Source organism: Stygiolobus caldivivus, from assembly GCF_019704315.1.
GTDB classification, from domain to species: domain Archaea; phylum Thermoproteota; class Thermoprotei_A; order Sulfolobales; family Sulfolobaceae; genus Stygiolobus; species Stygiolobus caldivivus.
Map to the genome: position 1 here is coordinate 2761208 of NZ_AP024597.1, position 23516 is coordinate 2784723.

Annotated in this window: 16 protein-coding genes; 5 read left to right on the plus strand and 11 right to left on the minus strand. The window is 43.6% G+C overall.

The window, feature by feature from the left end:
* Window positions 1-104 precede the first annotated feature (104 nt).
* From KN1_RS13805 to KN1_RS13835, 7 genes are all read right to left on the minus strand, one after another.
* A complete protein-coding gene (locus tag KN1_RS13805) occupies window positions 105-755 on the minus strand; it encodes a zinc ribbon domain-containing protein (protein WP_221288285.1) in 651 nt (216 codons plus the stop codon).
* 554 nt (window positions 756-1309) lie between these two features.
* Complete coding sequence (locus KN1_RS13810) at window positions 1310-2365, minus strand: DNA double-strand break repair nuclease NurA (protein ID WP_221288286.1); 1056 nt, start codon at window positions 2363-2365, stop codon at window positions 1310-1312.
* On the minus strand, window positions 2366-3172 hold the full coding sequence (locus tag KN1_RS13815) for a hypothetical protein (RefSeq protein WP_221288288.1): 807 nt from the start codon (window positions 3170-3172) through the stop codon (window positions 2366-2368). It lies immediately after the preceding gene.
* Window positions 3159-6107: a P-loop NTPase fold protein gene (locus KN1_RS13820; RefSeq protein ID WP_221288290.1), complete on the minus strand. Its 2949-nt coding sequence runs from the start codon at window positions 6105-6107 to the stop codon at window positions 3159-3161. Before KN1_RS13820 ends, KN1_RS13815 begins: the two co-directional genes overlap by 14 nt.
* 5 nt (window positions 6108-6112) lie before the next feature.
* A complete protein-coding gene (locus KN1_RS13825; RefSeq protein WP_221288291.1) occupies window positions 6113-7753 on the minus strand; it encodes an ATP-binding protein in 1641 nt (546 codons plus the stop codon).
* Between the two features lie 92 nt (window positions 7754-7845).
* Window positions 7846-9696: a thermopsin gene (locus KN1_RS13830; protein ID WP_221288293.1), complete on the minus strand. Its 1851-nt coding sequence runs from the start codon at window positions 9694-9696 to the stop codon at window positions 7846-7848.
* A 766-nt stretch (window positions 9697-10462) separates the two neighbouring features.
* Window positions 10463-10861, minus strand: coding sequence for a PaaI family thioesterase (locus tag KN1_RS13835; RefSeq protein WP_221288303.1), 399 nt, complete (start codon window positions 10859-10861; stop codon window positions 10463-10465).
* A gap of 104 nt (window positions 10862-10965) precedes the next feature.
* Here KN1_RS13835 and KN1_RS13840 point away from each other — a divergent pair, with 104 nt between their 5' ends.
* The 4 genes from KN1_RS13840 to KN1_RS13855 all read left to right on the plus strand — a co-directional run bounded on the left by KN1_RS13840 (window position 10966) and on the right by KN1_RS13855 (window position 16304).
* On the plus strand, window positions 10966-12765 hold the full coding sequence (locus tag KN1_RS13840) for a thiamine pyrophosphate-dependent enzyme (protein ID WP_221288305.1): 1800 nt from the start codon (window positions 10966-10968) through the stop codon (window positions 12763-12765).
* Complete coding sequence (locus KN1_RS13845) at window positions 12753-13325, plus strand: 2-oxoacid:acceptor oxidoreductase family protein (protein WP_221288307.1); 573 nt, start codon at window positions 12753-12755, stop codon at window positions 13323-13325. The genes KN1_RS13840 and KN1_RS13845 overlap by 13 nt, the downstream gene beginning before the upstream one ends.
* A 645-nt stretch (window positions 13326-13970) precedes the next feature.
* Window positions 13971-15245: a glutamine synthetase family protein gene (locus KN1_RS13850; RefSeq protein WP_221288308.1), complete on the plus strand. Its 1275-nt coding sequence runs from the start codon at window positions 13971-13973 to the stop codon at window positions 15243-15245.
* A 42-nt stretch (window positions 15246-15287) separates the two neighbouring features.
* The gene (locus KN1_RS13855) at window positions 15288-16304 is read left to right on the plus strand and encodes an amidohydrolase family protein (RefSeq protein WP_221290808.1); all 1017 of its coding nucleotides are present in this window, start codon (window positions 15288-15290) and stop codon (window positions 16302-16304) included.
* 13 nt (window positions 16305-16317) lie between these two features.
* Here the strand turns inward: KN1_RS13855 and KN1_RS13860 are convergent, their stop codons facing one another.
* Window positions 16318-17847 carry an APC family permease gene (locus KN1_RS13860; protein ID WP_221288310.1) on the minus strand — a complete coding sequence of 510 codons (1530 nt, stop codon included), beginning with the start codon at window positions 17845-17847 and terminating at the stop codon, window positions 16318-16320.
* Between the two features lie 1299 nt (window positions 17848-19146).
* Entirely contained in the window at window positions 19147-20493 is a 1347-nt protein-coding gene (locus tag KN1_RS13865) for an MFS transporter (RefSeq protein ID WP_221288312.1), read from the minus strand.
* Between the two features lie 946 nt (window positions 20494-21439).
* Between KN1_RS13865 and KN1_RS13870 the strand changes: the two genes are divergently transcribed.
* Entirely contained in the window at window positions 21440-21739 is a 300-nt protein-coding gene (locus KN1_RS13870; RefSeq protein WP_225905714.1) for a hypothetical protein, read from the plus strand.
* Here the strand turns inward: KN1_RS13870 and KN1_RS15005 are convergent.
* The gene (locus KN1_RS15005) at window positions 21721-21960 is read right to left on the minus strand and encodes a DNA/RNA helicase domain-containing protein (protein WP_258712525.1); all 240 of its coding nucleotides are present in this window, start codon (window positions 21958-21960) and stop codon (window positions 21721-21723) included. The genes KN1_RS13870 and KN1_RS15005 overlap by 19 nt on opposite strands.
* Complete coding sequence (locus KN1_RS15010; protein ID WP_258712526.1) at window positions 21938-23458, minus strand: DNA/RNA helicase domain-containing protein; 1521 nt, start codon at window positions 23456-23458, stop codon at window positions 21938-21940. Before KN1_RS15010 ends, KN1_RS15005 begins: the two co-directional genes overlap by 23 nt.
* Between the last annotated feature and the right edge of the window lie 58 nt (window positions 23459-23516).

The window sequence follows — 23516 nt, forward strand, 5'->3', positions numbered from 1 at the left end:
ACTATGTTTACAGCCTTGACGGCGGTATGCCGCATTAGCAGTAGCATAGCCGATCTTCTAACATACTCTTAACCTAAGTACAACTTGGGGTACGTAAATTTATGCTACCTTAGCTTGAAACCGCAATTAGGACAGTAGTTAAAAACACCAGCTAGTGGGTGTCCGCAATTAGGACAGTACCTCGGTGTGTTGATAAGCTGGTTAGTAGGGGTTAAACTCTGGTTGTTCAAGGGTTTAGTGGGAACAGTTTGGTACATTGGTGGTCGGGGCGGTGCTTGTATAGGCCCTTTCTGGTATGATAGTATTACCTGCTCTATTTGGGAGAGTATCCTGTTCTCTTCCTCATAACTCCCCAATACGGTAGCTACGTCGACTCCTGCAAACGCACCTGATATGAGTGTTAACCATTTACTATGGAGTAGCGCATCAGAAAGCCCTGCCATACCGCCCTCTACACCTGCCCACTCGAGTTGTCGTTTGGCACTAATTATACCAGTTTCTATGAGCACTCTCCCCTCTGTCTGGCATATCTTTACCACATAGTAATGTCCCCTAATTCCCCTTGCGTGTATTTGCAAGATAAGTATATTGGGGCTCACTGTAGAAGTAACGGTCATCCCTTCACTCCTTAAGAGGAGCTTTAAGTCCTGAGACAGCCGCTTCATATCTAGCTGTCTCCCTACGTCTAGCCATATGGTCTTACCCGCCATACCTACGGGCTGGCATACCGCTGAGTGTATAAAGTCGTTTGACACAACAATATTTACACCTCAAGTAATAATAAACTTGATCTACTAGAAGTATGAGTAACACTTGGTAAAGGTAACCTCAAAACGATTATCGAAACTACAGAATTCTGTATAAAATACCTATTATAATCTGTATGTGATATCTCCTACAGTTACTGTTCAACCCATCTGAAATAGAGTAAATACGCTCCCCCAATAATAAACGAAATGTAAACGCTTAACTCACTTGTGGTTAAAAACGCTTAATGTCAACTTTCAAAACCGACTATATGGTGGAAAAAGTTAAGGGCAAAGCCCTATAAAAAGGACACACCAGCTACCCCTAAGAAGTAGGGGAATTGAGAATAAAGGAAAGGATATCTTAGAGATATTAGTGTAAAGCGGGTGGGTGAGCTTAAAGAGGTCTAAGACGCTCTTAGGACTCTTCAGCACATACAGTAAGGGATCTCTGAAAATTGCTGGGAAAATAACTGAGGAAAGGGAGTTGAAAGGGATACGCCCTTGATGTGGGTCTTTACCCTAGCTTGGATGAGAGAATAGTTCGAAAAAGATCGAATAACCTAAATCTTTTTCCTCAGTATAAAGTTAGAAAGTATAAACCTACTGTCCTTCAACTCCTCTAATGTCCTCACGGTGTAGTACTCCCTGAACTGTTTGACCTCATAGTTACTTACTGAAGAAAGGGTATCAGCTAACACAGTAAGCAGGTTTAACTCAGCTTTGTCCTTAACTTCCCAAGTGGCTATAAGGGAGAGGGCCTTCTCTACATCATAACTGTCGGTATATGCTATGTCGACCCTACTAGGTATACCGACCCTAGAGGCCTTAACGTAGACCGAAGCTATCTTTAACCTCCCTTCACTGAACTCTTTATAGGCCTCATAAGCCTCCATTAACTTGTCCACCTCAGAAGCCCCCCTCACGACATCATCCCACTTTATAACCCCTATCCCCAACGTCTCATCTCGTACAAAACGCGAGAGGAGGCTGTCGACCACCATCTTCTCTCTGTAGTCCGTGTCCTTAAGGTAACCCTTATCCTTTAGTAGAGACACTATAAACCGCTCTGAAAACCTCTTAGCAATACCTAATACCACCTTCCCTTTCTCGATTAGGCTCAAAACGTATTGTGACCTCACTCTAGCTAAGTCCTTGAGAGAGGGGATCGACTGTTTACCTCCTCTGTCGTCTATGACCGGTGGGTCGACTATAGGCCCGTCCAACAGCACGTAATTACATTCGTCACAGTCCCTCAAAAGGCTAGTTTCCAAGTTTATCATTAACCTGATGGAGTCGTTATTTACTGTGTCCTCACCCATATAGTCGTCTTCAATTTCTACCTCGAATACGGGTTCTCTACTTATAACCTTCTTCTCTAACGTTACCTCGCCTACCACTTTAACTGCTTTTGCGACAATGAGGTAAACATCTCCTAAGTTTTGTACGTTCTTAGAGCCGTCTATTGCACAATACAAGCCCTTAACCCTTCTCTCTTTGGGAGTGTAAACGGAAAGGCCCAACTCCTTTAAGTCCACATTTTCTATTACACTCTTTATAGTTTGAAACCTCTCTACGCTCTTCTCTACGATCCCGTCAATTTTTTTAAAGGTCTCCATTTAATCACCTTTGAGCTTTAACGTGACCCTGAGTTTCTCTTTTAACTTCCTCAGTTTTTCATCACTTTCGAAACGCCTTAAGAGGTCTGCTAGCTCGTTAATACTATTAATCTCTACCTCACCTTCGTCGATTAACTTAGCCACTACCTTTTCCAGCTCGGGACCAATCCTACCGACTATTTCTCCTTTCTTCCTTTCCGCCTCATTTAGGGTGGAAGTTAAGGACTCGGAACACTCTAGCAGTTCGCATAACCCTTCACCTTCACAATCTTCTATGTGTACTTCATCGTCAAAGACCTTCAAGAAGTCGTTAAGCGACTTTAACCTCTCCTTCTTTTTACTTATCTCTTCTTTTATTGCGTCTTTCCGCCTAGCGACCTCTTCCTTCAATTCCTTGATGTGCTCCTCTACTTCATCTACCTTGTCATCTAAGAATTCTAACGTCTTAAGTATCTCACCAAGAACCGAGTTCAAGTTCTTTATGTCTTCTATATTATTTATATCAAGCGACTTGCCCAACTCGTATAAGTGTGTTATTGCCATTGACAGTTGGCCCTTTTCCTTTATCAGCTCCTCTAAGGAAAAGCCACCGTAACAGCCCTGCGTTTCCTCTATTTCTAAAACTTCAGTGTTAATCAGCGTGATCACTGAAAACAGCTTCTCTTTTACCTTTCTTTGGTAAAACTCCCTTGAGATGCTGTCGATCTTAGAACTCACTGCATTTATCACACCGTACAGCTCTTCGTTTTTCTTACTTTCCTCCGATAACTGGTTAATCAGTTTGTCCAGTTCTTCAACTACTCCCATTTATAAACCCCTCCCTTTTAGCCCGGTTATAGACTTCCTGTAAGGTGGACTTAATCCCGTTGAGCTCCCTCTTTATGTTGTCAAGTTCCTTGATGTAAGGTGTGTTGACTAAGCTACTTACTTGCGATTTTATTTTTTCAAGCCTACCGGTAATTTCCTTTAGCGTCTCCAAGTCGTCCGCTAACTTCTTACACTCTTCTCCTGCCTCCTTTAGAGTAGAGGTCACTTCTACATTATTAAAAGCCTCGTCAACGAACTCAGTATAAGTAAAGAGTTTTACCTTGTTTAACGCCTTATATAACCTTTCTGTGTTTTTACGGTCCCCCTTAATCACGAGTATACAGTCCGAGATCAGCTTTTCATCTTGGACTCCCTTCCTTATCTTGAGCAACTCGTCTTCAGTGTGCTGAATTGCCGTTACGTCTTTAACTAACTTAGCCACTTTATCTTTGAGGTCCCTGACAGTTGTCAGGCCCTGCTCTATCGCCTTCATTACCTCACTCTTCTGTGAAGGCTTTATTTGGGCCAGTGCCGAAAGTGAGTCCAGCATGTCAAATAGTAATGCTTGTGACGTGACGCTATTTTCAGCCCTCTCTCTCACTTTCACCGCAGTCCTCAACAGTTCCTTAACGTCGACTACCTTTACGTCCCTCTCCTTGATAGTTATCAGTTTTATATCTTGTACTTTTTCCCTTACCTCGTTTAGCTTCCTGTCTACCTCTTTAATCGTATCGACCTTTATATACCCAGACCTGATACCTACCCTTAATAGGTCGCTAACTCCTTCCACTACCCTGTTGTCTAAAGGGACCTCTTCAGCGTTAAGTGCCGCCCTTACTTTTTTCTCCAAGCCTTTTGAAGTCCCCGTCATTACTTCTAGAGCTAACTTCCCGACATCTTCTTTATCCATCCTTTTTAGGACCTTCTCCAAGACCTTTACGGTATACTCCCCTAACCATTCGTCTAAGTCTATGTATTCCCCTTCCAGTTTCACTAACTTCTTCTTATCGAGGTCTGAGAGGAACTCTAAAAGCCTCCAGCTAGTCTCTATGTCTTGCACCGTAAACTTAATGTTCTTCCTATCGTAAGTCCTAAACTGGTCTGCTAAGTCCCTTACAGTCTCGAAGACCTCTTTAACAGGTACTTTGCCGGTCTTTCCCGTATACCCTTTATAGTAAATTATGTAGTTCATAATGCTCTGGAACCTGTATTCTATTTGTTCCATTGAAGAGAACGTATGATATATATTTTCATATATTTTATTAAGCTCATTTATGTCGTCTATCAGGGACTCCAACTTAGCAATTTCGTTTGCGAAGACCAACTTGAACGCAGGCTTTCTGACCCTTAACCCCTGAGAGAGGTACGAAAGTTGGAGGAAGTACCTCTGTAACGGGTGGGTGAGCTTAATCACGACTCCCTCAGCGTCAGAGGTGCTGTAGGTCACTGTAAAGTCAGCTCTGGACTGGAGTGATAGGTCATCGGTTACCTTAATCTTATAGCCAAACGTGTAGAACCCGTCTCTATGCCTGCACTCTAAGAGTATTTCACTACTCTTCTTATTCTCCTTGGAGGGGTTACATAATACGTCTGCAAGTCTACCTTCCTTCTCTGCTAACTCCACTACCTCTACTACGAAGTTCTTTATACCCTCCGCTACCTTAGGGTAGACGGAGCTGTACTTGTCGTGGCTTAACAGCTTCTCCGCCTCTTCCTTATACTCGTCTATCACCCTCTGCATGTCTTCATATTTATCGCCCTCTAGGAGGAAGTCCCTCAGCTGTACGTTTAAGTACTTCTCTACCTCCTCCCATTTCACGGCACATATCCCTTCCCCCTTGAGCGCCTTATAGGCTTCTCTAAGCACGTCCTCGTCGGGGAAAAGCGGGTAGTATTCCCTCGGCTCTTTAGGGACTATCACGTAAAGACCATCATCCGGCGGGATACCTTCTTTCACCTTCATAACCGTTATTATGTCCTCTATTTCCCTCCTGAGGTTTGGGTCGAGCTTATACGCAAAGTTTTCCCTCCAATGGGAGAACTTTACCAGCTTAGCATTACTGCAGGAGTAGTCATATCCCCTCAATACCCTGCCTATCTCTTTCGGTTCCTCTTTAAACAGCCTTGCGTCGCTTATTTCCACAGTCCTGTAAAGGTCTGCTATAGCTTCCTTTCTCGTTACTAAGACCTTATAGATTGCTTCCGGTGAGTTGTCAGGTAATTGACACAAGAAATTGTTGACGATTTTCGTGATATTCCTCCTGGTTATCGGGACTAGGTAATAGAGGAAATTGAGGTACTCCACAAGGCCTAAAGCCTCACTTTTTACACTCTTAAGCATACAGTAGAGCATTAGGAAGTACTCTACTTTAGTCGGCTCGGTCAGTACCCTCTCCCTTATCCTGTCCTTAAAAGCGGTATAGGTCTCGGGTAATAAGGAGTATAAGAGGCCCCCGTACGAGAATATCTTTGTATACCCGGATGGCGTTGCAAGGAGGAAAACAACGGAGTTAATGTCCTTCATTTCTGTAGTCTTTTTCATATGGGTGAAGAAGTTTACTATTTCTCCTCTGTACTGGTATTGTAAGTTCTCTAAGTTCTCTACCTCATCTATTATCACTACTTCTCTATCGCTTACCGAGAATTTACCCCCTTCTTCCACTATTATCTGGTCTATCTTTACGTTCCTGACATTATACCCCTTCTTTTTTGCCTCCTCTTCTATCACCCTGCTTAGGAAAGTCTTACCCATACCCCAGTCTCCAACTAAGACTATGAAGATGGGAGAGGACTTTTCCCTGTCTAAAAAGTCCAGTAGTTCCCTCTCCTTTTCATAGAAAGTAATCGAGTCAGTATACTTGGTCGACAGGACACACTTATACACCTCAGATAGCTCACTCCATGAGGCCGTCTCGGAGATAAACTTCTCACACACTACCCTCACCCGGTCAAGACCTCTAGCAGGTCCCCTTCAGACCCTATATCGGACTCCAGTTCACTTTTCTTCTCTATGTGTACCCGCACAGGGATCTCCAACGGGTTTATAAGCCCCGTCACTATAGCTTGCCCTCTAGGGAGTGAGACTAACTCCTTGGCTAGGTACTCCGATATACCCCCCGTGACAGACTGTATATACCTAACGTCTTCATGGTAGACCCTGTGGAATATGAAGGAGTTCAACATGGAAAGTACCACCTTGTCTATGAACGCCGGTCTCTGACTTATGAGCACTAATGAAGCCCCGAACTTCCTACCCTGAGTTGCCAGGGTAGCTAGGACGTCCTTAGTAAGGTGAGCATTTACCGGGTAGTTATCACTGGGGATGTAGTTCTGTGCTTCCTCTATAACAAGCGATATTACCCTCTTTTCGTTATTCATCTTCTTCTTTATGAGGTAGTTAAGCATTAGCCTCGCTATATAACCCACAATGATCTGTTTTGTCAGAATGTCCATACCTGGTGCACCATCAGCGGAGAAGTCTACTATGGCAAGCCCTTGTTTGAAGAACAGCTCCTCAAGTGTGTCGTAATTGAACGTTTCTTCCCCGTCGGCTATCAGGTCGAACTGGCTCACCTTGTTCCTGAAGGTCTGGAGTGCGCTCTGGAGGGCCCTCTGTGTGTTCTTCGTAAAGCCCAGTTCGTCCTTCCTGTCCTCAACGATCTCACTCACTTTTTCTTGGAGGGTGGAGAAGTTCTCCTCCGTGAATAGTGAGTTAAAGTCCTCGTCCTTTAACTCGTTTAGAGCTAACTCCAGCAAGTTCATCTGTAATGAGGCTTGTCCTACTTCAGCGTCCCTATACTTTGCTGTTATCACCATATAGGCGATGTCTGAGGGAGTGAACAAGTTTAGGTCTAACCTGAAACGGTGTGCATTACGCAGGTCTGTAAACGTATAACGCCTTATAAACCCCCTAGAACTGTTCCTGTTAAGGTACTCCCTTTTTATCGATAAGGTGGCTAAGTCTATGTAGTCACCGTTTGCGTCGATAACGACCATTGGTATTGCATAGAATTTTCCGTTAAACTCGAGGTTTGAAAAGACGTCAATTAAGTACCTCATGTTATAGCTCTTCCCGGAGCCTGTCTCCCCGAAGATACCCATATGCATTGGCAGGGCGTTGACGTTAAGGAGTAAGGGGATATCAGTGTTTATTATCCTCCCGTATTTAACATACCGGGGGTCGTCCAGTTTCCCCTCATAGAGCAGTTCAAGGTACTTCTTTTGGTCAGTGCCGTTTACACCCTTTGTCCGCGGGAACTTCATTACTGTGTTGCCGGGCATCTGCACCCTAGCGTTGTTGTCCTTTATGACCCGAAGGGAAACCGATAAGTACGTACTCTTGTCCAGTATAGAAGCTATCACTTCACTGTCTACTAAGCTCTTTACTATCCCTAAGGACTCCGTGTAAAAGTCGTTACCGTATTCAAAGTGCTCCACTTGGACTAGCCCGGCTTTTCCCTCTCTATCACGGATTATAAGGAACTCCCCGATTTTAACATCATAATCAGCCCTTATTAGGGCCTTAACTATATTAGGGGTACCGCCTTCAAGGACTATACCTATTATGTCGCTGTTACTCACAGTTGAGCATGGGCACGGTAGAATTTAGGTTTTTCCTAGCCGAGGGCGGTATTAAAGAGAGGAGATGAAAAATTGGTATGTCTATTAACGGTTTACTTCCTCCTCTTTAGTGCGTAGTACGCCAGCAACACTCCAGCGACAACTAACCCTGAGATTGGTATCGATAGGAGGGACGAATTATTTGACGAAGTCTGGGGCTCAGCGGTGGTTTGAGGTATTGTAGACGAGGCTGTCTTGGTGATAGACGTTGACGGAGGGGCATTCGTACTCGTCGTCTGTGGTTGTGTGCTGGACGTGGCAGTTGTCGTACTACTAGTGTGAGTTACGGTAGGGTATAGAGAAGTAATTACTAGGGGCGACTTACTTACCGTTACGTAAGTCAAATCAGGAGTCCCTATACTCAACTCCGCCAGCCCTTTAGGCGTAAAGGTCACGTGGACGTTGTCGGTAGCTTCTGCCGTATCCCCTCCGAAAGTATAATATGAAGGGAACTCTACGTACTTCCCGTTATTTAAATAAAAGAGCCCTAAGACCGCAGATAACTCCTTGAACGTAGTTATTTCTCCGCTCCCTCCCCCGCCGAAGATCAGTTCAGTGTCGTAATATGAGCCGTAGAGCGAGGTGGGGCCCGCTGGTGTGTAAGACCTCCCGTTTACTTGGAAGTAGGCGGAAGACACGTTCGGGTCTACTACTAAGACTTTATCAAAAGTCATTGAGGACAAGGTGCTTGAAGTCCCGTTTTCGTCTACGATAACGCTGAAGGTGATTAAGACACCTTTACCTTTAATAACACTTTCGTTCATCTGGAGGTAGCCCGCAAAAGGCAGGGAGTAAGTAAGACACGGAGAGGAGTTATAGTTACCGTAATAATACCCCCCTTGCTGGCTCACTTCCACATACCCGTCTCCCTTTATACTCTGGTTAGTTAGCGTAGCCTGCGGGTCGGTCATGTTGAAAACGTTATCATGGTATAGGACTACGCTTTCGTTAGTTACAAAGAAGAGGACGTTTTGGGGCCATAGTATCCACGTTGAGTTATCTGTGTTGTTGACCACTAGCACCGAGTTCAGCTGGAGGGAAGCAGAATAAGCCGGGACTAAGTCTTGTGATGCGTTATACGCTAAGAGGCTGGAGATGTTGAAGTAACCCAGGACGGAAGAAGTGTTTATTACGTAAGTAGTCTTATTACCGTAGACCCCATAAGAGGCTATCCCTGTAGGATATGCGTTAGGGTGTTGGATAAGGATCCATAAGAAGGGGTTTACATAATCAGGTATAACTCTGTAGGCCACTGCTAAATATGCAGGGGATCGGTGGTGGTTAGTAATGTTCAGGAAGTATATCCCCTTAGGTAGGTCTACAGTATAGTAGCACGTGTTTGAGGTGTAGTTCCACGTAAATGTTATAGGAGAAGTGTTCAGGAAAATCTCCGAATCATTGTTATATACCTCGTAGCTCAATGTCTCATTGGAGACCCCAAACAGGCAAAGTGTCGAGGGGGAACCTAGAGTAGATAAGTGGACTAGGAAAGATAACCACCCGCATGCAGGTACGGTTACGAATTCCTCGACATAAGTAGAGGAGTTCTCGGGCTTGATAGCAGTATAATTGTAGAAGTATGTTATGTTCGCGGTCTGTGTGGGCGAATATACGACCAAGTAGTAGTTACCGGGCGTAAGGAGCACGGCGTTAATGACCTCGGTGCCGTTCTGGACAGCTATCCCGTGGAGGGAACCGGTCTCGTTAAACTGCGTGAACTGGTAGGCGGTCATTAGGGAGACCGTTACAGTCGCGTTACTGGCAACTGCATAGACTAAGCTAGAGGTGGACTTTATCTGAATAGGTATGTATAAAAAATAACCTGGGTTTAGGGTCATGGCGTAAATAGGTACGGACGATATGAGGAAAACCGCCACCAAAACTAGGGGTAGGTATTTTCTCATAGGCATGTAATTAATAATTCACCTTAAAAAATATTGCTTTGCAGTCGAGAAAGGGCAAAGTATAGTCTCTCTCCAATGAGCGATAAAAACTATGTAATCCTTGAATATACTATAGTCGGTAATTCGGTTCAGTCATAGACGGAATAGCATTTTATGTAAAGCCCTTACGTCAACATGTTTTACTAGTCATATAAGGCTATTGTATGTTTCACGGTTATAGATCTGGGGGGCAGGGTATTTAGCATAGGGTTAAGTATAAGTATTCACGTAAGTGTTTAGGATAAACTTAATTACACGTTTTCCCCAATAAACGCTAACACATAGCCCTGAATAACCCCCATTACGTAGTAAAGTCACTATGAAAATAACTCTAAAAAATCAGCATATGTCCTAATAAACCCCTAATGGTTTTAGGTCTGACAAGCTCCCCTCACTACTATCCCGCTAAATATCAACTAAAGCATAAGGTCACTACATACCTATCTTTATTCTCATCCAGCGTTTATTCATGTCGTTGTAGCGTTTAGTATTATACACACACAATATATAAATAACTTCTTAAAATTCCCACTCACGTTAAATGACTAAGGGCTCAGAGCTCTTATGGGAAAAATGGAAATATAACACGTTATAACTGGTGAAATTAAATGTAAGGGTTTTTGCATAAGGTGCTGTCTCAGGAAAAACATTAAGGAAAAAAATACACACTAAATTACCCCATAAAGGTAGACATGTCCCTAGTTTGAGGTAACGCTATATCAAGTCGTTATTCCAATATGTGCCAAATCCCGTTACCTACAGCACATACCACCCTCTCACCGTCGTAGGCCTTTACCTCGACAAACGCATATGACTTAGTCTTTCTTATTACCTCTGCCTCAAACTTAAAGGGCGGCTTTTTCATCTGTCTCATGAAGGTTATAGTAAACTGTAGAGTAAACGCTTCCTTCACACCTAAACTCCTCACCGCATAACTCCCCGCGTAGTCCATTGCAGAAAATATTATCCCCCCGTGTAGGATCCCTCCTAACCTGGTAAGTTCCTCCTTATAGTCCATTACTGCGACTGCCCTGCCCTCTTTTACTTCTTCAAACTTTACCCCCATAAACCTAAACAAGTGTTCACTCTTCCCTAAGAGCTCGTTGAAGTAGTCAGCCCCGCTCATAATATTTAATACTCACTCGCTTTATTATAATTTATTCAATCTATTTTTGTAAAGTTCAAACTTAACAATAAGTGATTTATATTTTTAAATTACTAATTATAATTATGGGACGTTTACTTTTACTCGGGAACGAAAGTATAGCGAGGGGGGCTTTAGAGGCAGGTCTGGCTGTCGCTGCTGGTTACCCCGGGACTCCCTCCACAGAGGTGATAGAGACACTAATGAAAGAAAAGGACAGATATGTAGAATGGAGTGTAAACGAGAAGGTGGCTTTCGAAACGGCTTACGGGGCTGCGATTTCAGGGGCTTATTCTCTAGTGTCCATGAAGCATGTAGGGCTAAACGTGGCGTCAGACGCCCTCATGAGCTCCTCCTACACCGGCGTAGAGGGGGCTATGGTCATCTTCTCAGCCGGAGACCCGTCCATGTGGTCTTCCCAGAACGAACAGGACAACAGGTATTACGGGTTAATGGCCTTAATCCCGGTCTTTGAACCCTTCGACCCCCAGTCCGCACATGACCTAACCGTCAAGGCTTTTGAGTTCAGTACTAAGGTAAAACACCCGGTCTTACTCGTGAGCAATACACGGGTCAACCATTCAAGGACATGGGTAGACGTAGGAGAGTTGAAGCCCCCGGTATGGGGTAAGCTAGTAAAGAAGCCCCAAGTTTACTCTCTTGTACCAGCAATAGCCAGAGGGAATAGGGAAAAACAGCTGAAGAGATGGGAACTGATCACGGAAGGGGTTAAGGAGTTCAACACAATAGAAGGAGACGGGAGGAAGCTCATAGTAACCGCAGGCGTCGGTTACGCTTACGTCAAGGAGCTGGTAGAAGGTGATGTCAGGATACTACGGTTAGGTGTGTCCGTGCCGTTAAACAGAGAGCAGGTGCTGAAGGCTGTGGAAGGAGTGGAAGAAATACTCGTAGTCGAAGAGTTAGAGCCGATAGTCGAGACCCAGCTAAAGAACATCCTCTTCGACGAGGGTATCAGGGTCAAAGTCCACGGGAAGGACTATGTCCCGAGGGTAGGTGAACTGACATTCGAAAAAGTAGGGAAGGCAGTCTCAAAGTTTTTAGGCCTACCTTTTGTAGAAGTTAAGGAGCCCGAAGTGAAGATCCCCGATAGGCCCCCAGCCCTATGCCCAGGGTGTCCGCACCGTTCGTCTTTTGTCGACTTAAAGAGGGGGGTCGTAAAGGGAGGCCTCAACACTACCTTCTTCTCCGGAGATATCGGCTGTTATTCCTTAGGTGTCTTACCTCCGTTTAACTCTCAAGATAGCCTCACGGAAATGGGTAGTAGTCTGGGGATCGCCAACGGTATCTTTAGGGCTACTAACACCGTCCCGGTCGCGGTGATAGGTGACTCTACCTTCTTCCATAACGGCCTTTCCGGGCTGGCTAACGCTGTATACAATAACTTACCCGTCTTGGTGGTGGTCTTAGACAACAGGGTCACAGCCATGACCGGGCAGAACCCCAGTCCGTCAAGGGAGATAGAGATAGAGGACGTAGCTAAAGGTTTGGGGGTCGAGTTCGTAAAGGCTTTCGACCCGTTTAACGTGAAAGAGAGCATTGACGTGATAAGTGAAGCTACCAGGTGGGTTAAAGAGAATAAGAAACCTGCGGTGGTCGTGGCTAAGAGGGCTTGCGCACTCGACGTCTTAGATAAGGTTGACGGGGAGTTACCCATCGCTGTGGTAGACGAGAAGAAGTGTACGGGGTGTTCTATCTGTTACGACTTCTTTACTTGTCCTGCGATCACTGTAGGTAAGGACAAAAAGGCCGTAATTGACCAAGTCCTGTGTATAGGGTGCGGCGCTTGTGTCCCGGTTTGTCCTTATAACGCAATATCATTAAAGGGGGATGTACCTAAAGGGTGGGACGAGGTATGGCTAAGCTGAACATTGTCATCGGAGGGGTAGGTGGACAAGGAGTTATAACTATGGGGAAGATGTTGATCAGGGCTGTCAAGCCCGAGTATAAGGCCGTAGCCTCAGAGACCCACGGGCTGGCCCAGAGGGGAGGTGCTGTAAACGTCCACGTAAGGATAGGGGACGTCTATGCACCTTTGGTCCCCTTAGGGAGGGCTGACTACGTAATAGGGCTGGAGGCAATAGAAGGCCTCAGGAATATAAGGTATGCATGCGATTCGTGCGTCCTCGTGCTAAATAACAAAGTCCAGAGACCGGCTATCCCGAAGGTGGCCTTACCAACCATTGACGAGCTCATTAATACGGCTAAAAATTACGTAAAGGTCGTAGTCCTAGTCAATGCTGAAGACCTCGCTCTAAAGGCGGGGAACGTTAAGGCTGCCAACACTGTAATAATCGGGACCATGCTTGCCGTAGGTAAGCTAAGGGACTTTGTAGACGAGGAGGTATTAGTTAACTCCCTTAATGATGTGAACAGGAAGGCCCTTTATCTAGGTATGGAGAACTATGACATAGTCTTTTCAAAGTGATGCTCGGTTTTGTTACAAGGGGTAGACCCAACATCTTTATATGCCTAATAACTTGTTGATGACGCTCATTGGCGGGGGATATAATAAGTCATTTTTATTTATGAGGATCACGGATAGTAGTTTACGTAAAATCATTGCGTTTGAATATTTCTATTGAATAGGTATATGGTATTACCAAACTAATGACTAAGGCTCCGAGTTTTTCTTGTATTTAATGTGGAATGGAGTATATAATTGTGTACATATGTGTTAGAGGTAATACTAGTACTCAGTCAAAGTCAAAAGGACAAGGTAACTTAAAACTATCGAGTATATTGACAAGAAAACCCTGCCTTTAATACCTGACGAAGTATAACTTCTATGGTTTTTCAATAACTGCTACACGGACAACGTTGAGAGCCTCCTGAGCTACCCTTAAATCCCCTGAGTAGCATTTTATTGAAAAATCGTGATGTCGGTTACTAGGTACTTACTTTTTTGTCCTCTACCTAATGTCGAACGGTTTGGGCTCTGGGACTTCTGGTGAAAAAGTAAATAGTATTTAGACATTCAGTTAGTGACAACTCAGACATACATAAGGACTTTAGATAAAATACTAACAGCAGTATAGCAACCTAAATATATCCGAAATCCCCTTTTCTAAACATGGGTTTAAGAGATAATTTAAAGGGAGTAAACATCCTGAGGTTCACATGGGTTGGACTTGACGGGATAATAAGGTCTAAGGGAGCTTACATCGACGAGGTAGACGACTTGGTGAAAACCGGGATCGGGCTCACCATGGCAATGATGAGCTTCACGCCGATGGATTACATCTCCCCTTACGGGACCTTCGGTCCGGAAGCTGAGGACGTCTTCTTAACCCCAGACCTCTCTACTCTCTCCGTATTTCCGCCCTCAGCAATGGTTATTTGTGACTTATACAAGGGAGGTTCACCTTGGGAGTATGACCCGAGGAGCACCCTTAAAAGGACAATTACAAAATACTCCGACTTCGAATTCAGGTCCTCATTTGAGGTAGAATTTTACTTAGTAAAAGACAGAAGACCTTACGATGACGCTAAATGTTTCGACTCCAGGGCTTTTTATACTAACACAATCGTCCCGGAAATAGCCGACACGGTGAAGGGCTTGGGCATAAACCCGTTAAGGGTCATAAAGGAGTATGGCCCCGGTCAATACGAGTTCGATATCCTGCACAAACCGGCTTTAAGGAGCGCGGATGAGGTGGTAATATTCAAGGAAGTGGCTAGGCAAGTAGCGAGTAAATATGGAGTTGAGGCAATATTTATGCCTAAACCTTTCAACAGGTTAGCCGGTTCTGGGCTACACTTAAACTTCAGCATATGGAAGAACGGAAAGAACGTATTTTACGATAAAAACGACTCCCTTAACTTGAGCGACCTCGCATATAATTTTTTGGCGGGGATTATGGAACACGCAAAAGCATTAACGGCAATTGCCGCACCTACGGTCAATTCTTATAAGAGGCTCGTCCCGGGGTCGTGGGCCCCGACCAAAATCACTTATGGCTATAATAATAAGTCCGCAATGGTCAGGATACCCACTCCCTACCCTAACTCTGCCGAAGTAGATAGGAGGATTGAATACAGGGTACCAGACCCGACGACCAACCCCTACCTACTTTTATCCGCGTTTATAGAGGCAGGGATGGACGGTATAGAGAGGGGGCTGAGACCGCCTTCTCCTACTAACGAAAACGCGTATTATAAGAAAGATATAGAAGATATTCCGAGCAACTTGAGGGAGGCTTTAAACGAACTGAAGAAAGACAATAGGTTAATAGAAAGGGTAGGGAGAAACATAGTCGAAGAATTTATACGTGTTAAGCTCGCTGAGGTCGAGGCGTATGAGAGCTATGTAACGGACTGGGAATACGATACGTATAAGGGTGTCTAAATGATAATAGACGACCACCTCCACTGGTTTTCAGCGAGACCTATGAACGAGAAAGAACTCGTAATGGCTGCTGCTGAAAGTTGGTCTGAGGACGAAGTCAACACAGATGTTTACACCATGAACCGTTTAAGGCCCTTTTACATTACTTTAAAGAAGAGGTTAAAGGGGCTCTTTGGTGATAACTTCATAGAAGAGAGGAATAAGATGGTCAAGGACGACCCGGTGAATTATGTAAAGTTCCTCTTTAATGACGCTGGTATTGTGGGGCTTGTAATAGATGAAGGTTTCGGAAAAAAGGAGATGGAAATACCTATCAAGTATAAATTGCTTTACAGGGTAGAGACGTTAATAGATAAAGGAGACCTCTTCCTCTTATCGTTCGATAAGGCTCTAGAGGTCTTTGAAGAGACTTTAAGGAGAAAAATATCTGAAGGTTATGCGGGGTTTAAATCAATAATTGCTTACAGAACCGGGTTAAAGGTCTCATGTGACGAGGATTTAGCAAGAGCTGATTTCGCGTCTAAGAGGGCTGAATGGTTCGGCCGTGTATCAAAAGGTTTCAGGGATTTCCTATTGTGTAAAACACTTGAAATAGCTAAGGAGTTAAAAGTACCAGTCCAGATACATACGGGCGCTGGTGATAGGGACATTAAACTTGAGTTAACCAGACCATCGTATTTGACCGACCTCGTAAGAAAATATGAGGGCAGTGTCGTCTTTGTCCACGCCGGTTATCCATACCATAGAGAGTCCGCATGGATGAGCTACATATTCCCCTCTGTCTACCTCGACGTGTCCCAAGTGGTCCCCTTCGCTCCGCTCGCCTCGTTTTCCGTCCTTAAGGAGGTCTATGAAGTAGCTCCTATAAATAAGGTCATGTTCGGGTCGGACGCATTCAGAATTCCGGAAGTCGCATGGCTTGCAGCCCATCTGGCGAAGGAAGGTTTTAATGAGCTGAAAGACGAAATGGAGAGGAGGAAACTATTCGAGGTGGAAGACCTAGAGGAAATGGAGAGGAGATTTTTCTACTCAAACGCTGCAAGACTATATAACTTTTGAATTAATCTATACATTATATTTTTAATTTTATCCCGCTTAGATACCCTACGTAGAAGAACAATAGAGATATTAAAAATACAGTGATCAAGTCGAATGGGTAAGGGATTAAGTCCATCCCTCCGAATGAACCTAGGACGGATATCAGCAGTATTGATAGTAACCAACCCACATACCAGGCCCCTCTCTTGACCTGCATTAAGACAAACCTCCCGTACCTCACCTCGTAATATAGGTAGATAGGGATCCCCGCAAGTACTGACCCTATAGTATAAAGAGTAGTAGGATAAGATGCCCAGTATATCATGAGCCCGCCGGCAGCAAACGCGATTGCTGATAAAATTCTCGCATATCTTATTCTAAACGGCCTCTCTCTATTACCGTCTATTTCTCTTAATACAGCTAGGGAAACAGCAGCCGGTGCATAGCTCACCACACTAGCTACTGAGAAAATACCGGCCTCGGACAGGAACTGTGGGAACGCTATCATATAGGTTACTCCAAACACTAATGAGACTATTAACGCGATGTAGGGGACGCCTTTATTATTCAACCTTAAGAACGTCTTCGGCATATAACCGTTTTTCGCATTTGCATATAACACTCTAGCTGCTGAACCAAAGTAAATTAAGGTCGACGAAATAGAGGCAATTACAGCTATAATAAAGAAATAGACACCGAGCATATATAGTTTTCCTGAGAACTCCTGAGGTATAGGTGCGGACAAAGTCGATATATAAGTCCAATTAAACGGCTTAGTCCCGATTGCATTCCAGTCAAGGGCCCCCAGAAATACTACGGACAGTCCCGTGAATATCAAGAACGAGAGGACTATGGAGATAATTACAGCCCTCGGTATATCTCTTCCGGGATTTTTCATCTCCTCTCCATAGTCGATGGGCTGTCTAAAACCTGCATATGCGTAGACAGTTATTGACGATGCTATTAACGCCCCTGAAATCCCGAAAGGTGCAATTCCGCCGTAATTTTGGGGAGGAGTAAAGTTAGAGGGGTGGAAAACCAGTATCGGGGTTATTATAATAAATGCTACTATACCTACTACTTTTATCCATGTCATAGTGTCGTTGACATTAGCGACTAATTTAACCCCTGAGTACTGTATCATAAAAAAAGATACCAAGAACAATACTGTTACTGTTTCACCTAGCAAAGTCAGGGAGCCGTTACTGTAAAGTTGCGGAAAGAAGAAGGACAAGTATTCTACGATAGCTACTGTCTCAGAGATCACGGCCATAAAGTACCCTATAAACGTCCCCCATGCGTTAAAGAAGCTTGCAAATGCTCCGTGGGAGAAGTGTAAATACCTCACGACTCCACCGGTCTCTGGATAAGTGGAACCTAGCTCAGCAAATATTAAACCTAATAGGGACATAATGACCAGACCTATTAACCACGCTAGTATTCCAATAGGACCGCCGTCAGAGAAAACTATCGCGGGGATAAATGGGACAGCTGAACCTAAGATCCCCCCTAAGGACATGAAAGCTGCGGATATGGGCCCTATTTCTCGCTTAAACTCGGCCATAGAATAAAGTTTAAAGGACCAGTCTTTAAAGTCTTTATAGTCTGTTTCATAATAGATGGAGGATGGACATAGTGTCGTCACTAGGGGTATTTATATTTCCACACTCACATTAGGACATATAAGACTTTTCTTAGCATCTTCTCCATATAGAGATTTTTATTAATTAATAAATTTATACCATATTGAAAACATTATCTCACTACTCTCATGATATGTATGAATAAACGTTAATTTTCCTTCCTGCTTATCCCTTAGTCTGTTATTTCTGATAAAGATTATAATTGCCGAAAAATTAACAAGGGTTAACGATTTCGTATTACCCTGTGACTCATCGAGATTTATGCAAAATTCCTTAGTAGTGTCTAACCTTTAGGATTGTAAATACCTCTGTAAATAAAAGCCATCTGTCTTAATACGATAAAACAATATAAGCGTCACCTTTAGACGAATTAAATAGTAAGGACCTTTCAACATCAGTTAGTATTTTACGTAAAGTCCTTACGTCGACATATTTTTGTTATACTTAGTAGGATTTAAAGGCTAAGGTAGAACCCTATCATCAGCAACAATTTATGCTCCCCAACGAGATGAGCAAATACTCGCTGGTGATTTACCTTTAAAGCGTGAAGAGGTATAGTATAACTATATGGATATATGGTATAACGTTATGTTATATATTATATCAACTCATACTTCCTCAGTCTATGAAGGACAACGGTAGCTTCAACTTAAGGTACACATTCCCTATGTATATGACCATAATGTTGTCCTCTAGTGCCCGGTTGAGTATATAAGATCCTCAAACATATAACGTAAATATTAAGGTATAAGTATTGAGGGAAATATCCAAAGATAATACTCAGCTGCCACTATTTTTCAATAAATGCTAACTAGTTTAGCTCCAAATGTAAATTAGATTGTGCCTAATCTATCGTTAGTAAAGGTATGCCTAACAAGTTTTGGATAGCAAACAAGTTCGCTAGGTACCGTAGATAATATCAGCGTAATGAAATCGTTATATGACGTTATGCGGAAAGAAGCTATATCGCTTCTTGATATAAAGTAAGGTCAAAACGAGCTCAATCGTTACGGCTTATATGTTCAGCCCTTAAAAGCTTACAAAGTGACAATACTACATAGAGGAATAGTACACGGAGGACCGGAAACAATAATAAGGCTGACTATTTATGACCAAGGGGATAGTCAAACAAACCTTACCTTGAAGAACTAAGGAGTAATTAGATAAGAGAAATGTGTCCTATTGGGGCAACGTATCCGAGTTATTAAAAAAGTTTAAATTTATTTAGAAATATCCTCCAGTCTTCTCCCTGTAGTCCTTGGTCCTAATAGTCCAATATCTAGTGACACTATAGCTATGAAGAGCCAGATAATTCCGAAAGTCGCTAAGAGGCCTAAAGGCAGGAAGAAGGCTGTTATTATAAGGACAAGTATTGATGTGGAAAACCTACTTATACTGTAAACCAGACCGGCACCAGTAGACCTAACTCTGGTGGGAAAAATCTCTGCTTGGTATGTGTGGAAGAAGTTAGAGAAGTTCCATAAGCTAAACGCTACAAGGAAACCCAACAATACGGTTAGTGCAACGTTAGGGGAGAGGGCAAATGCAGTTCCAAGTACTCCGGCAGATATTGCAGAGCCTATAATACCATACTTCCTGTCTACTTTGTCTATTATGAAGTAGTTAAATATACTACCTACAATGAACCCCGTGTATATTATCATTGTGAACAATAGGGAGTTGACGAGGCTTATACCCTTATCCAAGAGGAACTCTGGGGCTAGCACTACAAAGCCGTAAAAGACCCCTGACTGGAAAAATTGGAAGATTATCATCATTATAGTCCTTTTCCTTAGCTCCTTTGAGAACAAGTCCGAGAACTTTGAGTGGGTTTCTATAGAGTCTACATTTTCCGGTTCCGGTAAGCTCTTACCCTCATTCATAACAGCCTCTTCCCACTTCCTGACTATCGCATCAGCCTCCTCAGCCCTTCCTTTACTTTCCAACCACCGTGGCGACTCGTCCAGCTTAGTCCTTAAAGCCCATACAATTAACGCTGCAACCCCCATAAACCATAAGGGTATCCTCCAAGAGTAATAGTTTAGACTACGGGAGGACAAGTACGTGACCAAAGCAATCACCGGTGCCGATGTTACTGCAAGAGTATAGACTAAGGCTACTCCTCTACCTCTCACTTTTCCAGGCATCATTTCTGAAGTATAAGTATCTACTAAAGGGAACTCACCACCAACACCGATACCCGCTATAAACATTAGTACCGAAATTACGTAAAAGTTGCTCATAAATCCCGCTATTATTGTCCCCAAGCCGAAGAGTAGTAGGTTTATTAAAAACGCTGTCTTCCTACCTTTTAAGTCGGCAAATCTGCCGAAGAATATACTCCCTACGGTTTCTCCTAAGAAAAAGGCAGTGGTTATTGCGGTGATCGCAACTGTTAGGTTTGGAAATAACACTTTAGAAATGACTGCGGCTATCACTCCGTTACCTAAAAGCATTAAAGTCTCTACCCATTCTCCTCCCATCACTAAGAGGAGGAATTTATAATGAATGCTGCTTAACGGTAACCTTTCCATTCTACCTATAACGTTGACTTTAACCTTTGACATAGCATTAATGTATGTAAGGATTTTGGTAATAAAGGGCTTTTTGAAAGACCTAACTATTAAAACAAGACAATTGAAAGTATGTTTGAATATGCTAAAGGATAGTTATAAATTAAAAAATAATTAGAGTTGAAAATCTACGGCTATGTGACTTTACGATAAAATTGATCGAGGATCAAGGAAGTTTAACTCTTATAAACTTTGTACTCGTCTAGTTATACTCAGTTACTAAAGGGCAATCTCCCGTCATGCTCACGGCGAATATGTACGCTTTAAGTTAAAGGTCATGATGTCGTTTGATACTCACAGAATATAATGAAGGGTAAGGGTGCTTAATGTAAAGCAGACACATTTAGCAAGTAGGGGACGAGAGCTTACCTTTCAGGGCCTGCTGAACATAACTATAAACTCAATAAAGACCCCTCTAATTCTTGTTACCCTGCTTTTCTTCCGATAATGTCCTATAATAACAAGCTTCCCAGCGACCAATAAAATCAAGACTAAAACTTAAAATTGTATTATGTTAGGGCTACTATATTATTTTCTTAGCGTTCCAGTTATTAAGAAAGTCCGGTGTCTATCCATGTGAGGGTATAGTATAGACTTTAACTTATTGGTTTTTACACGACCTCAGTTCGTCCCTTTAGTGCCTTCGTGGTTATACGATATACTCGGTCAGTCTCTAAAAGACCAAGTAGACCCGGTCTATTATATCAGTTAATACGTCTAACCTTGACGAGGAAACAACAGGGATTCATAAACAAAGGTAACGCAATTACGCGGATTGCCTAGCTCCTAAAGTCAAAATTAAGTATAAAAGATTTTACGAAAGTAGTCGAAGACCTCGTATACTCCTTTATACTAAGTCATTAAAATTCTTGAGTATAGCTAAGAAAATACCATTTTTAAGCATTTAATTTAGTGAAAACACGTCTGGTATAGGGGTTTTATGAAAAAAGCATCCTTATTTTCGGGCTATACACTCTCAAACAATTTAGTCAGGTTAAGCATGTACGAAGTAATGCCGTGTATCGTGAAGACCGTAACTAACCAAGTGATCACTTACGACGCCTTACGCGGGCTCTCAAAAAAGATACGTGAGAAAGAAGAGGAACTAGTAAAGGAAGGTATAGATAAGGGGTTTATAAACGACCTTGCTGAAGACGCAGAGAACGCAGACGGGGCTATATGTGGGAGTGAAGAAAGGATGAGAGCTTATATAGAGATCCTCTACGCGCTTGAACCTTGACTGATCAGCTTTTCCACAGCCTCCTCAGTACTTTTATCCTCAAAGAATACATAAACTCCCTTAGTCCCCCTTGTCAACATTACGTAATACCTGTTCCTAAGCAAAGCCAATACTTTTTCCCTGCACTTTTTGTCCTTACACTTCTTGGCGATCTTCATCAACGAGTTCCTCCCTATGTAGTCGGTTATGGGGTCGGGGTCAAAAGTCCACCCCCCCCCCATCTCTCCATACGAAGTCTCTACCCCACACTACCCCTACATACTCCGCATCAAACCCTTGTGCACCGTACACGGAGGAGCAGTACTTCAGTGGGTCTAACTTTCCCGTCCAATACCTCGGGTACTCTGTCTTAGGGTCCATAAGCCATGTCACCCTCACGTCTTTACTCTTGTATAAGTCGAGGCCCGAAGGCAAGGGATAGCCTATCCTTAATCCCCTATCCGATTCCGTAAACGCACACACTAAGGCTACCCTCCTCCCCTCCTCCTTCTTTTTCCCGAGCTCCCTCAGCATGTCCTCTATATCGGAAAATACCCTGAACTCGAAATCAGGGAGGTGAGAGGGCCTACCCTCTAATATACTCCTTACGAACTCTACGTAGTCCTTAGGTGCCCTTAATACAGTATATAAGTCGTATTCTTCTACGTCCTTCAGGTGTTTTAAGAAGTTCTCCCTAGTCCCGGCCTCATTATCTAAGAGCACTTGTTGGTCGTCGTAAAAATATACGTTTACCCGCCCCTTAGGAGATCTCCTTATTACGTCTTCCCTCATCCTCTGGGCCTCATCAAAGACTATCAGGTCGATCTGCCTCTCCCCGAACTGTCCCCTGAACCAGTCCTCAAAGCCCTCTTCGCCTATACCGGGGTACCCCTTTATCCCCGTAGAGTAGAACCGTATGAAAGTACTGACCTCGTGGCCCAAAGCCTGCCTTACGACGTTTAACAGCCTGTTATTGACATATGAGAGGAAAGAGAAGTACCCCCTGCTGAGCCCCTCCAGAAAAATTGTCACTGCGAGCAGGCTCTTCCCCGACCCGCTGTTACCCCTGATCAGGAAGTTCTTCCTTTCACCTCTTTCAAGTGCGTCCATAACCCTTTTGAGTATAATCGCCTGCTTTTCGGAGAGCCCGTAACCGTAGGGTAAAAGTGCCTTAGCTAAGTCCTCTTGCTTTCTCTCCTTTATCGTTTCTACGAAGTCGACAAAAGTCTTATTTAACCTGAGTTTACCTTTCACTATAGTGTCAGGGTCTCCCGGTGCCATGGACTTTAGTTCGTCCTTGAGCTCGTCTATCTCCCTGATCGTCTTACACTCAGAGGAGTAGTCGCTGGTATTGTAGAGGAAGAGTAAACCGTAAAACTTTACCCCTGAGGAGTGGAAGAAGTTCAGTTTGGTAACGTAATCGGTGAGTTGGTAACACGGGTCCAGGTGGAGTTGCCCGTCTGCCTCCACTATGTCCATGTCCACCTTCTTTACTCTCCTCCAACCTTTAGCTTCGACCACCAAGGCCCTATCCTTACCCGTAAAGATTATATCAGCCCTACCGTCTGAAATAGGGTACTCCCAGACCGAGGGGAACTCTATACCGTCAAGCAGACTTACAAGCTTCTTCCACGCGTTCTTCTGTTCTACCGACGGTTCTTCTCCGTATGTGTCTATATATTCCTCCACCAGTTCTGAGTAAACCGTGTCGTCTACTTTGCGCACTACTAGGGGGAGCACAAGTTGTCCTTAAGGTGCACATTTATTAGCTTTTCCTAAGTGATGGAGGGCTTGACGG

Coding starts and splice junctions, on each gene's coding strand:
- KN1_RS13810 (WP_221288286.1), bottom strand. CDS start 2,365: ATGGAGACCTTTAAAAAAATTGACGGGATCGTAGAGAAGAGCGTAGAG.
- KN1_RS13815 (WP_221288288.1), bottom strand. CDS start 3,172: ATGGGAGTAGTTGAAGAACTGGACAAACTGATTAACCAGTTATCGGAG.
- KN1_RS13830 (WP_221288293.1), bottom strand. CDS start 9,696: ATGAGAAAATACCTACCCCTAGTTTTGGTGGCGGTTTTCCTCATATCG.
- KN1_RS13835 (WP_221288303.1), bottom strand. CDS start 10,861: ATGAGCGGGGCTGACTACTTCAACGAGCTCTTAGGGAAGAGTGAACAC.
- KN1_RS13840 (WP_221288305.1), top strand. CDS start 10,966: ATGGGACGTTTACTTTTACTCGGGAACGAAAGTATAGCGAGGGGGGCT.
- KN1_RS13845 (WP_221288307.1), top strand. CDS start 12,753: ATGGCTAAGCTGAACATTGTCATCGGAGGGGTAGGTGGACAAGGAGTT.
- KN1_RS13850 (WP_221288308.1), top strand. CDS start 13,971: ATGGGTTTAAGAGATAATTTAAAGGGAGTAAACATCCTGAGGTTCACA.
- KN1_RS13855 (WP_221290808.1), top strand. CDS start 15,288: ATGAACGAGAAAGAACTCGTAATGGCTGCTGCTGAAAGTTGGTCTGAG.
- KN1_RS13860 (WP_221288310.1), bottom strand. CDS start 17,847: ATGGCCGAGTTTAAGCGAGAAATAGGGCCCATATCCGCAGCTTTCATG.
- KN1_RS13865 (WP_221288312.1), bottom strand. CDS start 20,493: ATGTCAAAGGTTAAAGTCAACGTTATAGGTAGAATGGAAAGGTTACCG.
- KN1_RS13870 (WP_225905714.1), top strand. CDS start 21,440: ATGAAAAAAGCATCCTTATTTTCGGGCTATACACTCTCAAACAATTTA.
- KN1_RS15005 (WP_258712525.1), bottom strand. CDS start 21,960: ATGGGGGGGGGGTGGACTTTTGACCCCGACCCCATAACCGACTACATA.